Origin of the sequence: Methylobacterium sp. J-077 (assembly GCF_022829365.1) — a bacterium.
Classification (GTDB): Bacteria; Pseudomonadota; Alphaproteobacteria; order Rhizobiales; family Beijerinckiaceae; genus Methylobacterium.
Genome location: NZ_JAKSYJ010000209.1, coordinates 1 through 13,495 on the forward strand (window position 1 = coordinate 1; position 13,495 = coordinate 13,495).

General features: G+C 65.2%; 12 protein-coding genes. 9 read left to right on the forward strand and 3 right to left on the reverse strand.

What is annotated here, in order from left to right; translation table 11 throughout:
* The 3 genes from MKL11_RS24930 to MKL11_RS24940 form a co-directional block, all read left to right on the forward strand.
* A partial coding sequence (locus tag MKL11_RS24930) for a cytochrome b/b6 domain-containing protein (RefSeq protein WP_243948202.1) occupies positions 1-584 on the forward strand: 584 nt, incomplete at its 5' end.
* Positions 581-1,513: a molybdopterin-dependent oxidoreductase gene (locus MKL11_RS24935; RefSeq protein WP_243948204.1), complete on the forward strand. Its 933-nt coding sequence runs from the start codon at positions 581-583 to the stop codon at positions 1,511-1,513. The genes MKL11_RS24930 and MKL11_RS24935, both read left to right, overlap by 4 nt.
* 267 nt (positions 1,514-1,780) lie before the next feature.
* A complete protein-coding gene (locus MKL11_RS24940; RefSeq protein ID WP_243948206.1) occupies positions 1,781-2,569 on the forward strand; it encodes an alpha/beta fold hydrolase in 789 nt (262 codons plus the stop codon).
* Positions 2,570-2,676: 107 nt separating this feature from the next.
* Here MKL11_RS24940 and MKL11_RS24945 read toward each other — a convergent pair whose 3' ends face one another.
* From MKL11_RS24945 to MKL11_RS24955, 3 genes are read right to left on the reverse strand one after another with little or no spacing between them, the layout of a single operon-like run.
* On the reverse strand, positions 2,677-3,651 hold the full coding sequence (locus tag MKL11_RS24945) for an SMP-30/gluconolactonase/LRE family protein (protein WP_243948208.1): 975 nt from the start codon (positions 3,649-3,651) through the stop codon (positions 2,677-2,679).
* A gap of 20 nt (positions 3,652-3,671) precedes the next feature.
* Complete coding sequence (locus tag MKL11_RS24950) at positions 3,672-4,133, reverse strand: cupin domain-containing protein (protein ID WP_243948210.1); 462 nt, start codon at positions 4,131-4,133, stop codon at positions 3,672-3,674.
* Between the two features lie 13 nt (positions 4,134-4,146).
* Positions 4,147-4,617 (reverse strand): DoxX family protein, encoded by a 471-nt coding sequence (locus MKL11_RS24955; protein ID WP_243948213.1) that lies wholly within the window; start codon positions 4,615-4,617, stop codon positions 4,147-4,149.
* 231 nt (positions 4,618-4,848) lie between these two features.
* Between MKL11_RS24955 and MKL11_RS24960 the strand changes: the two genes are divergently transcribed.
* From MKL11_RS24960 to MKL11_RS24985, 6 genes are all read left to right on the forward strand, one after another.
* The gene (locus MKL11_RS24960; protein ID WP_243948215.1) at positions 4,849-6,417 is read left to right on the forward strand and encodes a GMC oxidoreductase; all 1,569 of its coding nucleotides are present in this window, start codon (positions 4,849-4,851) and stop codon (positions 6,415-6,417) included.
* An 83-nt stretch (positions 6,418-6,500) separates the two neighbouring features.
* Entirely contained in the window at positions 6,501-8,267 is a 1,767-nt protein-coding gene (locus tag MKL11_RS24965; RefSeq protein WP_243948217.1) for a glycoside hydrolase family 15 protein, read from the forward strand.
* Between the two features lie 125 nt (positions 8,268-8,392).
* Positions 8,393-9,328, forward strand: coding sequence for an SMP-30/gluconolactonase/LRE family protein (locus MKL11_RS24970; protein ID WP_243948219.1), 936 nt, complete (start codon positions 8,393-8,395; stop codon positions 9,326-9,328).
* A gap of 165 nt (positions 9,329-9,493) precedes the next feature.
* Complete coding sequence (locus MKL11_RS24975) at positions 9,494-11,284, forward strand: thiamine pyrophosphate-requiring protein (RefSeq protein ID WP_243948221.1); 1,791 nt, start codon at positions 9,494-9,496, stop codon at positions 11,282-11,284.
* Between the two features lie 35 nt (positions 11,285-11,319).
* Positions 11,320-12,414, forward strand: a complete 1,095-nt coding sequence (locus tag MKL11_RS24980; RefSeq protein WP_243948223.1) for an enolase C-terminal domain-like protein — start codon at positions 11,320-11,322, stop codon at positions 12,412-12,414.
* Between the two features lie 40 nt (positions 12,415-12,454).
* On the forward strand, positions 12,455-13,462 hold the full coding sequence (locus MKL11_RS24985; protein ID WP_243948225.1) for a hypothetical protein: 1,008 nt from the start codon (positions 12,455-12,457) through the stop codon (positions 13,460-13,462).
* Positions 13,463-13,495 lie beyond the last annotated feature (33 nt).

Sequence of the window (13,495 nt, forward strand, 5' to 3'; positions counted from 1 at the left end):
CCGCCGGCAGCGATGGCGAGGCAGCCGACCGAGGCTTTCCGGCTTGGCTGACCCTTCCGAGCGATCAGGACCTCACCGGCGGTCGCTCCTGGCACTTGTTCTTCGCTTGGGCCTTCGTCCTGAACGGCCTCGCCTACCTAATCTACGGGTTGGCGAGCGGGCAGCTTCGGTTCCGCGTGATCCCGTCCCGCGATCAGATCCGGCACTTCGGCGCGTCGGTGTGGGAGCACCCGACGCTGCGCTTTCCGCAGGGCGACGAGGCCAAGCGATACAACGTCATCCAGAAACTCACATACCTCGTGGTGCTGTTCGTGCTCCTGCCGGTGCAGGTGCTGGCCGGGCTCGCGATGTCGCCGGCGATGGACGCGGCTTTCCCTTTCCTGTTGACGATATTCGACGGACGACAGTCGGCGCGCACAGTCCATTTCGTCGTGGCGGCCCTGCTGGTCCTGTTCGTGATCGTGCACGTCGCCCTGGTCCTGCTCTCGGGCTTCTGGAACAACATGCGCGGCATGGTCACCGGCTGGTTCATGATCGAGCGCAAGGTTGAACCGGCACCCGTCACCGGGGAGACCCGGGCATGAGCCGCCTTCCGAGTCGACGGGCCCTCCTGACGGGGGCTTCCGCCATGGCCGCGGCGGCCCTGCTCGGCGGGTGCGAGCGCCTTGGCAACGCCGAGTGGTTCCGGCGCACCCTCAAGACCGGCGAGGACGCCAACCTGTTCGTCCAGCGCCTGCTGCTCACCGACCGGACGCTAGCGCCGGAATACGCCGAGGCCGACGTCTCGCCGTGGTTCAAGCCGAACGGCACCGAGGACCCGCCGGACAACGCATACAAGGCCTTGGCGAAGGGCAAGTTCGCCAAGTACCACCTAGAGGTCGGCGGTCTCGTGGAGGTGCCATTCAAGCTGTCCCTGGCCGAGCTCCGCAAGCTTCCCGCCCGAACCCAGATCACCCGGCATGATTGCGTCGAGGGCTGGAGCGCCATTGGCAAGTGGACCGGCGTGCCGCTCGCCGACCTCCTGAACCGGGCCAAGCTCAAGCCCGAGGGGCGCTACGTGGTGTTCCACTGCGCGGACACCATGGACCAGGGAGAGGACAACGGCGGAGCGGACACCGCGGAGGATGGCGGCTCCGACGAAACAATACCTGCCGGCAATGCCAACCCAGCCATGACGAAGCAATCGGGCGGTGGGGAGAGCAGGAAGGACTCAGGCGGCCAGCAGGCGTCTGATGACACTGCGGCCAGTGGTGGATCACCGGTCAGGTACTACGAGAGCATCGACCTCGTGGACGCGTTCCACCCGCAGACGATCCTCGCCTACGACATGAACGACAAGGCGCTTCCGGTCTCGAACGGCGCCCCGCTGCGCCTGCGGGTGGAACGCAACCTCGGCTACAAGCAGGCCAAGTACGTGATGCGCATCGAGGTGGTCGAGAGCTTCGCCCATCTGGGCGATGGCAAGGGAGGATACTGGGAGGACCAGGGCTACGCCTGGTACGCCGGCATCTGAGTTGGCGCGGACGTGACGTCTACGTCTCCGCGAGCATTGGAAGCGCATCTCTCCTGGCGAACTCCGGGGGGCCTTCGCGGCGACATCCGGCCCTTGCAAAGCTGCAAAGTACAGTCAGCGCCGCGCAGCTGGCTATCAGACCGGCGACGCGGCCTCGAAGCGTCTGAAATGAGCGGCCCGCGAACCTGACCGGCACATCCGGCCTGACGAAACCTGCAACGAATTAATGTTCGGACTGCAGCCCGAACATTGAAGGACGATGCTGTCATGTTCCTACATTTCGAACGCCTCGGCACGGGCCATCCGCTACTGATGGTCCATGGGCTGGGGGCCAATCTCCGTACCTGGGATCCGCTCTTGTCCGCACTATGCGGCTCGCGCGAACTGATCCTGGTCGACTTGCCGGGACATGGCAGATCGGCACCGCTCGCGGGTCGGCAGACCATGGAGGCCTATGCGGACGCCCTTGCCGGCTTCATGCAGTCGCAAGGCCTGACGACAGCGGACCTCGTCGGCAGTTCGGTGGGGGGCCGGCTGGTGCTGGAGCTGGCGCGGCGGGGCATCGGTCGGCACTGCGTGGCGCTTGATCCCGGCGGTTTCTGGCGCGGGTGGGAAACGCGCTGGTTGCACTGGACCCTCGCGGCATCGATACGCCTGGTGCGGTTGCTGCGGCCCTTCCATCCCGGCCTGTCGCGCCACGCCGTCACCCGTACGCTGCTGCTGGCCCAACTGTCGGCACGTCCGTGGCTGCTGCTACCGCAGCTTGTCGCGGAGGAGCTGCAGAGCCTAGCGGCCACGACGGTGTTCGATGCGATGCTGGTTGAGTTGGCAAGTGGGCCATTGCAGCAGGGCTCGGCAAAGCCCCCCGGCCTTGTCACCATAGGCTGGGGCCGCCAAGACCACCTGCTGCTGCCGCGCCAAGCTGCACGCGCCCTGGTAGCTTTTCCGTCGGCACGTCTGCAATGGTTCGAGCGCTGCGGCCACTTCCCGCATTGGGATCAGCCTGTCGAAACGGCGCGCGTGATCCTTGAAACGGTTGGGAAGGATGCGCTTTGAAATAACTTGTCGCACACGCGAGCCCGCGGTCTTCTACGGGCATGTTACGGAATCTAGTACTTTGAACCTAAGTATTGACTATTTTTGGTTGCGATTTCTGTAGCTTATTAAGCTATCAATTCGATTGAAAGCAGATAGGATGTAGCTGCCACGAACAGGCGTCGCTGCGCCGGACCGCCGAACGCGCAGTTCGACGGCGTATCGGGCGTCGGGATAAAACCGAGGCCGATGCCGTCCGAGGCGTAGATGTGTATTCCATCTCCGGCCGTGGTCCAGACCCAGCCGCGCTCGTCGACAGCGAACCCATCCGGGTAACCGTGGTCTGCCCGGCAAAACAGGCGTTGGTTCGAAAGGGTGCCATCCGCAGCCACATCGAACACCAGGATCTCGTGGGTGTCACGCTCATGACCACCGATGATCTCACCGAGCGAGCGTGCCGTGTCGGATACGTACAGCCTGCGCCCGTCGGGGGAGAAAAACAGGTCGTTCGGCTGTTCGAAGTCGGCCATACGGCGCAGCGACCCAGCGCGCGGGTCGAAGCGGTAGACGCTACGATGATCGAGGTCTGGATCGACGAGGCTACCTTGGTTCGGCATCAGGATGCCGAAGGTCGGATCGGTGAACCAGATCGCCCCGTCCGCCGCCACGGTGACGTCGTTGGGGGAGTTCAAGCGCTTGCCATCGTAGTGAGTCACAATCGGCTCGGGCTGACCGTCCCCGTCTGAGCGACTAACGCAGCGCCGTCCGTGCTCGCAGTGGACGAGGTAGCCATCGGCGCCGAGGGCGTTTCCGTTCATGAATTGCGTGTTGTCGATGGCCACCTCGACCCGGCCGTCAGGATACCACGCCAGGAGGCGCCGGTTCGGAACGTCGGACCAGATGAGGCGGTCTCGCGGTGGGTCCCAGACCGTGCCTTCGCCATGCAGCGTGAAGGTGTAGAGCACATCCCATTCGGCCTCCGGCGAGATCACGGCCGCCAATCGGGGATCATGCACCTCGACGCCAGTGAAGCCATCGATCTTGCCTGGGCGACCAGGCCGGCGGAGCAAGCGCCCGAGTGCGAGGGTTCTGTCCTGCGACATCGGCACGTCCTCGTCCTCGATCAGCGGAAGCGCCCGGGCTGGTTTACGGTCGGCGCGACGTCGAGGCCGGTGACGATCATCGTGCACGGCTCATCGCCAATCGTTCCGGAGAGATGGCCCTTCTTGCCGTCTCGCGCACGGGTGTTCTGGTCCTCGCCCATCATCAGCTCGCCCGGACCCATCTCGACCCGTGAGCCATCCATGGTCTCGACGAACCAGCGTCCAGACAGGATCGCGATCCATTGCGGCTTCGGGTTCTCGTGCCACTGCCCGACCCAACCGACCGGCAGCACCGTGAAGGTCACCGCAGCCTTCGACGGCTCCTGCTTGTCGTTCCACTGCGGCGCCGTCTCGGGGTTCACACCCTCGAACTTGAACGCGGAGATCTCGAACCGTGCTTGGCGGCTCACGCCGTCGGCATCGGTATAGACATGCCAGTACGGCAGCGTCGGTGGCGTTCCCTGGTCGTGTTGATCAGACATGCTCACAGATCCTTCAGCGGCAGTTGAGGATTGGAGTGATGCTACTCGGTCCGGTCGAGAAAGGACGCGCAACCACTTGTGAGGCAGGCTCGTAGTTCCCGCTGATCACCACGAGCAAGAGGCCGCCGACCAGACCGAAATTTTTGAAGAAGTCCCAGAGATGCGCCCGACCCTCGCCGTTCTTCGACCAGAAACGCGGGAACTTCCAGAACTGGTGGTACAACAATGCCGTGATCACGCAGAACCCGGCGAGCACGAATGCTGCGGCACGGTCCCAGAGTCCGACCACGATCAGCACCGGCGTGATTGTCTCTACGGCGATGCCGAGGATCAATAGCAGGGCTGGAAACGGCAAGGGTCCGAATTTTGCCTGATCCATCGCCTCGCCCCAGTGGACGATCTTGTCGTAGGCGCTCAGGGGAAACATGCTGACGAGACAGATTTTGGCTAGGAGAGGGACTGCGATCAGGTCGAGCCAAGTCATTCTAAGGTCTTCGATAGGGGCACAGGTCGCTCCGGCGCAGAATGATATGGCGATACGATTGCGGTGCTCAACGTCACTTCGATCCAGGAGTTTCCCCGGTTTCGTATCGCACCGGGAGATAGGTTGAGCTTTCACAGCACGATCCCGTGAGCGCCTGATACGGAACGCCTCTATCCGCACGATGTTGCGCGAGGACGGCTTTCTCGACACGCCGTAGTACCGGATTGATCGATGCCTCAGGACCACTACGACGTTATCGTCATCGGGTCTGGGCCCGGCGGCGGTTCACTGACGGCACGGCTCGCCGATACGGGTAAGCGCATCCTGCTGTTGGAGCGTGGCGATTATCTTCCGCGCTCGCAGGATAACTGGTCGGCCAAGACCGTTTTCGTGGACGGGGCCTACCAGGCGCGTGAGACGTGGTACGGCGGTGATGGACGGTCATTCAGCCCAGCGTTGCATTATTACGTCGGGGGCAACTCGAAGGTCTACGGTGCCGCCTTGTTCCGCCTGCGCGAGCGAGACTTCGGCGAGGTTCGACACGTGGATGGGATCTCGCCGGCTTGGCCTGTCTCCTACGCCGAGTTCGAGCCGTATTACGCACAGGCGGAGCGACTGTTTGCCGTCCACGGCACACGCGGTGAGGATCCGACCGAGCCGTGGTCGAGTGGACCCTATGATCATCCGGCCGTCAGCCACGAACCGCGCATCCAGAAGCTCTCGGAAGATTGGGCGGGGGAAGGCCTGCAGCCGTTTCACCTGCCGCTCGGGATCATGCTCGACGAACGTGGGGGAAAGCCGACACCGACCAGCATCTGCATCCGCTGCGACGCCTTCGACGGCTTTCCATGCTTGCTGAACGGCAAGGCCGATGCCCAGGTGATGACCGTCGACCCGACGTTGGCCAAGCACGACAACGTCACGCTGCTGGTCAACGCCTACGTCTCGCGGCTGGAAACCGATCCAGCCGGCCGCACCGTCACCGGGGTCTGTGTGACCCGGGAGGGCCGGGAAGAGCGCTACAGCGCCGACATCGTCGTCGTCGCCTGCGGCGCACTCTCCTCCGCCCTGTTGCTCCTGCGTTCGGCCAATGCCGCGCATCCGAATGGCCTCGCCAACGGTTCCGATCAGGTCGGGCGCAACTACATGCGCCATAACATGTCGGTCCTGATGGCCTTGTCGAAGGAGGCGAACGACACCGTTTTCCAGAAGACGCTCGCGGTCTCGGATTTCTACTTCGCGTCGAAGGACTGGGAATACCCGATGGGCCTGATCCAGATGTGCGCCAAGACGCATCCGGACCAGATCCGCGGCGAGGAATTCCCCAAATGGACCGGCTTCCTGCCGAACGCCCCGTTCGACATGGTCGCGCGCCACTCCATGGACTTCTGGCTGCAGAGCGAAGATCTGCCACATTCCGACAACCGGGTGATGCTCGATCGCGATGGCCGAGTGATCCTCGACATCGAGGAAAACAATCGGGAAGCCCACGATCGCCTGCGAAACAAGCTCTCCGACTTGCTGCGGCCCGGGGGCGCCTACACCTACCTGTTCGAGCGCTCGCTCTATCTCGGCAAGAATATCCCTCTGAGTGGCACTGCCCACCAGGCCGGAACGCTCCGGTTCGGCCCCGACCCCAAGAGTTCGGTGCTCGATCTGAACTGCAAGGCGCACGAGCTCGATAATCTCTACGTCACGGATGCGAGCTTTTTCCCGTCGATCGGGGCGGTCAATCCGACGTTGACGATCATCGCTAACGCACTTCGGGTCGCCGACCACATCAAGGGGCGGCTCGCCTAGTAGACTCGTTATTATACGATGTGCGAGCCGAAAGACGCGTCAGGGCGAGACACGCAGTACCTGCTGCGCCGAGGAGATTAGTTTTGAGCAAACCTATCGAGAGCTATGCCCTGATCGGCGATGGCGAGACCGCCGCCCTCGTCGCGCGGGATGGCTCGATCGATTGGCTGTGCTGGCCGGATTTCTCCGACGACGCGTGTTTTTGTGCGCTTCTTGGAACCGAGAGGAACGGCCGCTGGTCGATCGCACCTCGGGCGCCGATCATCGACACCGCACGTCGGTATCGCGGCGACACGATGATCCTCGAGACCCAGATGAGGACCGCCGACGGAACGGTTCGGATCACCGACTTCATGCCCATCCGCGAGACGATATCGGCCGTGGTCCGCATCGTCGAGGGATTGTCCGGCACCGTCGAGGTGGACTGGGAGGTGTGTCCTCGCTTCGATTACGGTGCGCTGGCGCCGTGGTGGGAGACGCATGACGGCGGTGCCGTGGCTGTGGCCGGCCGACATCGTCTAACCCTGCATACGAGTGTGCCTGTCGGTGTATCGGACGGCGGAGCGAGGGGGACTATTACTCTGCGTGAGGGCGAACGCCATACGTTCGTCCTCGCGCGCACGGCGTCCTGGTGCGGCGAGGCATCGCGACTCGATGTCGACACCGCCCTCCAGGCGACACAGGCACATTGGGAAGGCTGGATTTCGGGTTTCGATGCCACGCGCACCCGATGGCTCGGCGCGGTCAAGCGTTCGTTGCTGACGCTGAAAGCCCTGACGCACGCGCGCTCGGGTGGGTTGATCGCCGCGCCGACCACGAGTCTGCCGGAGGTGCCGGCCGGTGGCATGAACTGGGATTACCGGTATTCATGGCTGCGGGACTCCACGTTCACGCTCGGTGCCTTCCTTAATGCCGGCTTCAAGACCGAGGCGACGGCGTGGCGCGATTGGCTCTTACGTGCCATCGCCGATGAGCCGGATGCGCTCCGGATCATGTATCGCGTCGATGGGTCCAGGCACCTGTCCGAATGGACCGTGGACGCGCTGCCGGGCTACCGGGAGGCGCGCCCTGTGCGCATCGGTAACGCCGCGTCCACCCAGAAGCAGCTCGATGTCTACGGCGAGGTTTTGGACACCTTGGCCCTGGCGAGACGCGTCGGCATCGCGGCGACGGAGCATCAGCGTATCGTCGAGCGGCGGCTCGTCGAACACCTGGCTCGGATATGGCAGGATCGTGGCGCCGGGATTTGGGAATCACGCGGGGCTCCGAAGCGGTACACCTATTCCAAGGCGATGTGCTGGGTTGGCTTCGACCGGGCGCTACGGCACTGCGATATGCCTCAGGATTTGCATGCGATCCTCACGGCCAGCCGTGACAGAGTGCACGCCGAAGCCTGCCGCGAGGGATGGAACGCTGGCCTCGGCAGCTTTACGCAGAGCTACGGCAGCCATGAGCTCGACGCGAGTCTCCTGCTGCTGCCGCTCGTCGGCTTCCTAGAGGCTAAGGAGCCGCGCATGGCGGCGACGATCGAGCGGATCAGGACGGACCTCGACCAGGACGGTCTGATCCGGCGCATGCGTGCGAAGGGGGACGCCAGCGACGAAGGGGCGTTCCTGCCGTGCTCGCTGTGGATGGCCGATTGCCTGCGCCTCCAGGGGCGCAATGAATTGGCCGAGGCCTATCTCGAACGGGTGCTCGGCGTGGCCAACGACGTCGGTCTACTTTCGGAGGAGTACGATGTACCTGGCCGATGTCTCGCCGGGAACTTTCCCCAAGCCCTGACACATCTCGCCGTCGTAAACACGGCGTTGGGCCTCTGCGGATCGGTCGTCGATCGCGGCGGGGGCTGAGCGTGCCATTGCATCTATCACGATCCCGTGGACTGGCGAACGCGATCCTGTCGTGCGTCTTGCCGGGAAGGGGCTGAGAACACGCCGAGCGAGCGTCGGCCGCCATCACCGAGGAGACGAATGGCATGCCTGACGTGGTTCGCCATGCTGGCCCACCGGATCCGGTCGCATACGTCGATGCACCGCGGGCGCTCGACCCTCGCTTCGCCGAGGTCGTGGCGCACGGCGCCCGACTCATGTCTCTGTACGATCAGGCGACCTTCAGCGAGGGCCCGATTTGGTGGCCGGCTCGGCAGATGCTGGTCTGGTCCGATGTCGAGGGGCGCCGCGTCCTCGGCTGGCGCGAGGATGGTTGCGTCGAGGTCGTCGTCGACGCGACGCCGTTCATCAACGGCCACGCGATCGACCGCGACGGCGGGCTGATCCACTGCGAGCACGGCACTCGGCGTCTGTCTCGGACGCTGCCGGACGGGCGTTACCAGGTCGTCGTCGACACATACCAGGGCAAACGCTTCAACTCGCCCGACGATGTCGTCTGCGCCGACGACGGTGCGCTGTGGTTCACCGATCCCGCCTACGGCCTCGTCCTACCGAAGCAGGGTGCACTCGCCGAACCCGAACTCGATCATCGCAGCGTCTATCGCATCGATCCGAATACCGGCGAGGTGGCACGCATGGCAGACCTCGAACAGCCCAACGGTCTCGCCTTCGCTCCCTGCGGACGAACGCTCTACGTCACCGACACCTCTCGTTCCCTGGGCGGCGATCGGCACACAATTTTCGCGTTCGACGTCACCGAGGGACCCGCGCTCGCAAACCGGCGCGTCTTCGCCGAGGTCGAACTCGGCATTCCCGATGGCGTGCGGACCGACAGCCGTGGTTGGATCTGGACGAGTTCCGAGGCCGGAGTTCAGGTGTTCTCCGCCGAGGGACACCGGCTCGGGCTGATCCCGACGCCGCAGGTGTGCTCCAACCTCTGCTTTTCGCCCGACGAGCGAAGGCTCTTTATCACGTCGAAGCAGCACCTCTACGCTATCGACCTCACGCATGGGGCAGGCTGACGTCACTTCACGGGATCGTTTGGTCGCTCGCAATCGAAACAGGAACTGTGCATCGTGTGACCGGTTGGCTGGGAACGATAGCGCACTAGGATCCGATATCTCGCATCGCACCGACATAATTTGTCTATGCGAGGCTATTGCTGCGCAATTTTTCAGGGATTCGACATGGCCGACACCGTCGCCGACTTCTTCTGGAAGCGTCTCGCCGAGTGGGGCGTGAAGACGATCTTCGGCTACCCGGGTGACGGCATCAACGGCCTGCTCGGCGCTATGCAGCGCAACGACCTGCCATTCGAGTTCATTCAGGTCCGCCACGAGGAGATGGCCGCGTTCATGGCTGCGGCCTACGCCAAGTTCACCGGCGAGGTCGGCGTGTGCATGGCCACCTCTGGCCCCGGCGCGACGCACCTGCTCACCGGGATGTACGACGCACACATGGACCACGTGCCGCTGCTCGCCATCGCTGGCCAGCAGGCGCGCAATGTCAACGGCGCGCATTACCAGCAGGAGTTCGACCTCACGAGCGTGTTCAAGGACGTCGCCGCCTACGTGCAGCAGGCGTCCTCGCCCGCGCAGGTCCGTCACATCGTCGACCGCGCCATGCGCATCGCCAAGGCCGAACGGAAGGTCTCGGCGATCATCCTGCCCAACGATCTGCAGGACGTCCCCTACGAGGCGCCGGTGCGCAAGCACGGCAACACCTTCTCCGGCGTCGGCTACACCGCCCCGAAGGTCGTGCCCTTCGACGCCGACCTGCGCAGAGCCGCCGACGTGCTGAACGCCGGCAAGAAGGTCGCGATCCTGGTCGGTGCCGGCGCGCTCCACGCCACCGACGAGGTCATCGCCGTCGCCAACAAGCTCCAGGCGGGCGTCGCCAAGGCCCTCCTCGGGAAGGCCGCGCTCCCCGATGACCTACCCTTCGTCACCGGCACCATCGGCCTACTCGGCTCCAAGCCCTCGTCCGACATGATGGAGGAGTGCGACACCCTGCTCATGATCGGCTCCGGCTTCCCCTGGGCCGAGTTCCTGCCCAAGGAGGGACAGGCGCGGGGTGTGCAGATCGACATCTCACCGGAGATGCTATCGCTGCGCTATCCCATGGAAGTACCGCTCTGCGGTGAGTCCGCCGAGACCCTGCGGGCGCTGTTGCCACTCCTCGACCAGAAGAAGGAGGGTGGCTCCTGGCGCACCGGCATCGAGAAGGGGATGGTCTCTTGGTGGAAGGAGGCCGAGGATCGGGCGATGGCCAAGGCCAACCCGGTCAACCCGCAGCGCGTCACCTGGGAACTCTCGCCGCGCATGCCCGAGCGGGCGATCATCACCTCGGACTCCGGATCCTGCGCCAACTGGTATGCCCGCGACCTGAAGATGCGCCGCGGCCAGATGTGCTCGCTGTCGGGCGGACTCGCCTCGATGGGTGCGGCGGTGCCCTACGCCATCGCGGCCAAGGTCGCCCATCCCGACCGGCCGGTGATCGCGCTGGTCGGCGACGGCGCCATGCAGATGAACAACATGGCCGAGCTGATCACCGTTTCGAAGTACATGCACCGCTGGTCGAACAAGACCTGGATCTGCTGCGTGTTCAACAACGAGGATCTGAACCAGGTCACCTGGGAACAGCGGGTGATGGAGGGCAACCCGAAGTTTGAGGCGTCACAGGACATTCCGAACGTGCCCTACCACAAGTTTGCCGAGCTAATCGGCCTGAAGGGCATCTACGTCGACGATCCGCAGAAGATGGGAGCGGCATGGGACGAGGCGTTGGCGAGCCCGGTGCCGGTTGTGCTGGAGGTCAAGACCGATCCCGAGGTGCCGCCGCTGCCGCCGTTCTTCACCTTCCAGCAGGTGCAGAACTTCATGTCGATGCTCGGCAAGGGAGACCCGAAGGAGCGCCATCTCCTCGTCGACACCGCCCGGCAGGTGCTCAGCGCCGTCCTTCCCGGCGACAAGAAATAGGATGGAGGGGGGCGACTGCCCCTTCCGCAAAGCCCATGGCAAACCAAGCGACCATCACGGCGGTGCGGGCACGCTCCTTCACCGTCCCTACCGACGCGCCGGAAGCCGACGGCACCTTCGTGTGGGAGAAGACGACGATCGTCGTCGTCCATGTCGAGGCCGCCGGTCAGATTGGCCTCGGCTACAGCTACACCGACGCGAGCGTCGCAGGCCTGATCGGCGAGACGCTGGCGTCGGTACTGGAGGGAGGTGATGTCTTCGACATCCCTCGGCTCAATGCGGCCCTGTGGGGTGCCGTGCGCAACCTCGGCCGGAGCGGTCTCGCCGCCAGCGCCATCTCGGCCCTCGACACGGCCTTGTGGGACCTGAAGGCACGCCTCCTCGACCTGCCTCTGGCGCGGCTGTTCGGTCTCGCCCGCGACACGGCCGAGATCTACGGCAGCGGCGGTTTCACCTCGTACGACGACCGGCAACTGAGCGCGCAGCTCGCGGGATGGGTCGAGCGGGAAGGCTGTCGGGCGGTCAAGATGAAAATCGGTAGCGAGCCGGAGCGCGATCCCGCCCGGATGGCGGTTGCAAAGCATGCCATCGGTGAGGCCGCGCTGTTCATCGACGCCAACGGCGCCTTCACCCCGAAACGGGCCTGCGCGTTCGCGCAAGCCGCCGCGGCGTTCGACGTGGCGTGGTTCGAGGAACCCGTGACGAGCGACGATCCCGTCGGCCTCGCGATGGTCCGTTCGCGTGCACCGGTCGGCATGGAGATCGCGGCCGGGGAATACGTCTACACACCGGATGACATGCGTGGCCTACTCGCGGCCGGCGCGGTCGATGTGGCGCAGGCGGATGTGACCCGCTGCGGCGGCTATTCCGGCTTCCGCACCATCGCCGCGCTGTGCGAGGCGGCCCACGTCGACCTGTCCGGTCACTGCGCCCCGGCGCTCCACCTGCCCGTCGCGGTCGCGGTTCCCCGCTTCCGCCACCTCGAATGGTTCCACGATCACGTCCGCATCGAGCGGATGCTGTTCGATGGCGCGCCCGTGGCGCGTGACGGTTTCATCGGCCCGGATCTCTCGCGGCCGGGCAACGGACTGACGTTCAAGCACCAGGATGCGGAAGCCTATGCCGTCTGAGGCGGGACCAAACGACGCCCGTGAGGGCAGGTTTCCCGGCGTGAGGCCGCGGACGACGCCGGTGCGGTTCGAGGCGGAGGTCCACCCGGTCGTGGCGCTGGCCCTCGTCGCGGTCGGAGCCGGTGTGCTGACCTGGTTCGCGGCGGGTCGTTCGAAACGCCTCGGCCCCCCACCGCACGGGGGGCGTCAGGTCCGGACGGAAGGTGAGCGCCGCTACCGCGAGCGTGGGACGGAGGTCACCGCGAGCGCGGCGCAGCGCCTGAACCACGCCTCCTCGATGCTCGCGGCCTCCGTGCTGTTCGACTCCGGTCTGGAGCATTACCGCGGGCAGTTCTTCAACCGGGCGATGTACACGCCGATCATCGCCTCCACCGTGACGTTGGCCTCGTCCCTGCACGGGGCCGGCGACACTGATCCGGGTCGCTCTCATGTGCGCCATGCCGTGCAGGCGATGGCCGGCGTCACCGGCCTCGTCGGGTTTGGCTTCCACGCTTGGAACGTGGGCAAGCGCGAGGGCGGCTATTCCTGGCAGAACCTGTTCTACGGCGCGCCGATCGGTGCCCCCATGGCGTTGACGCTGGCCGGCATCCTCGGCGTCGCAGCCGAATGGGTGCGCGATGCCGACCCGGACGCACCCGAACTCGCCGGCGCGCCGGCCGGCCGTACCCTCGCGGTGGCGACCGCCGGAATGCTACTCGGTACGACCCTGGAGGCCGGCCTGCTCCACTTCCGCGGCGCTTTCCAGAACCCTGCGATGTTCGTGCCCGTGACCCTGCCGCCGCTCGCCGCCGCGATCCTAGCGGGCGCTGCCGTGGCGGAGCCCGGCCGGCCGCACGGAGCGGCGAAGGCGGGGATGTGGGCGGTCTGCGCGATGGGTGTGCTCGGCGTCGCGTTCCACGCCTACGGCGTCCAGCGGATGATGGGCGGTTGGGGCAACTGGCGCCAGAACATGATCGACGGGCCGCCCCTGCCAGCACCGCCCTCGTTCTCCGGCCTCGCGCTCGGGGGCCTCGCCGCCCTGGAACTGCTGGAACATCGGCGACGCTGAACGGCGCCATCAGTTCAACTCACGCTCAGGATC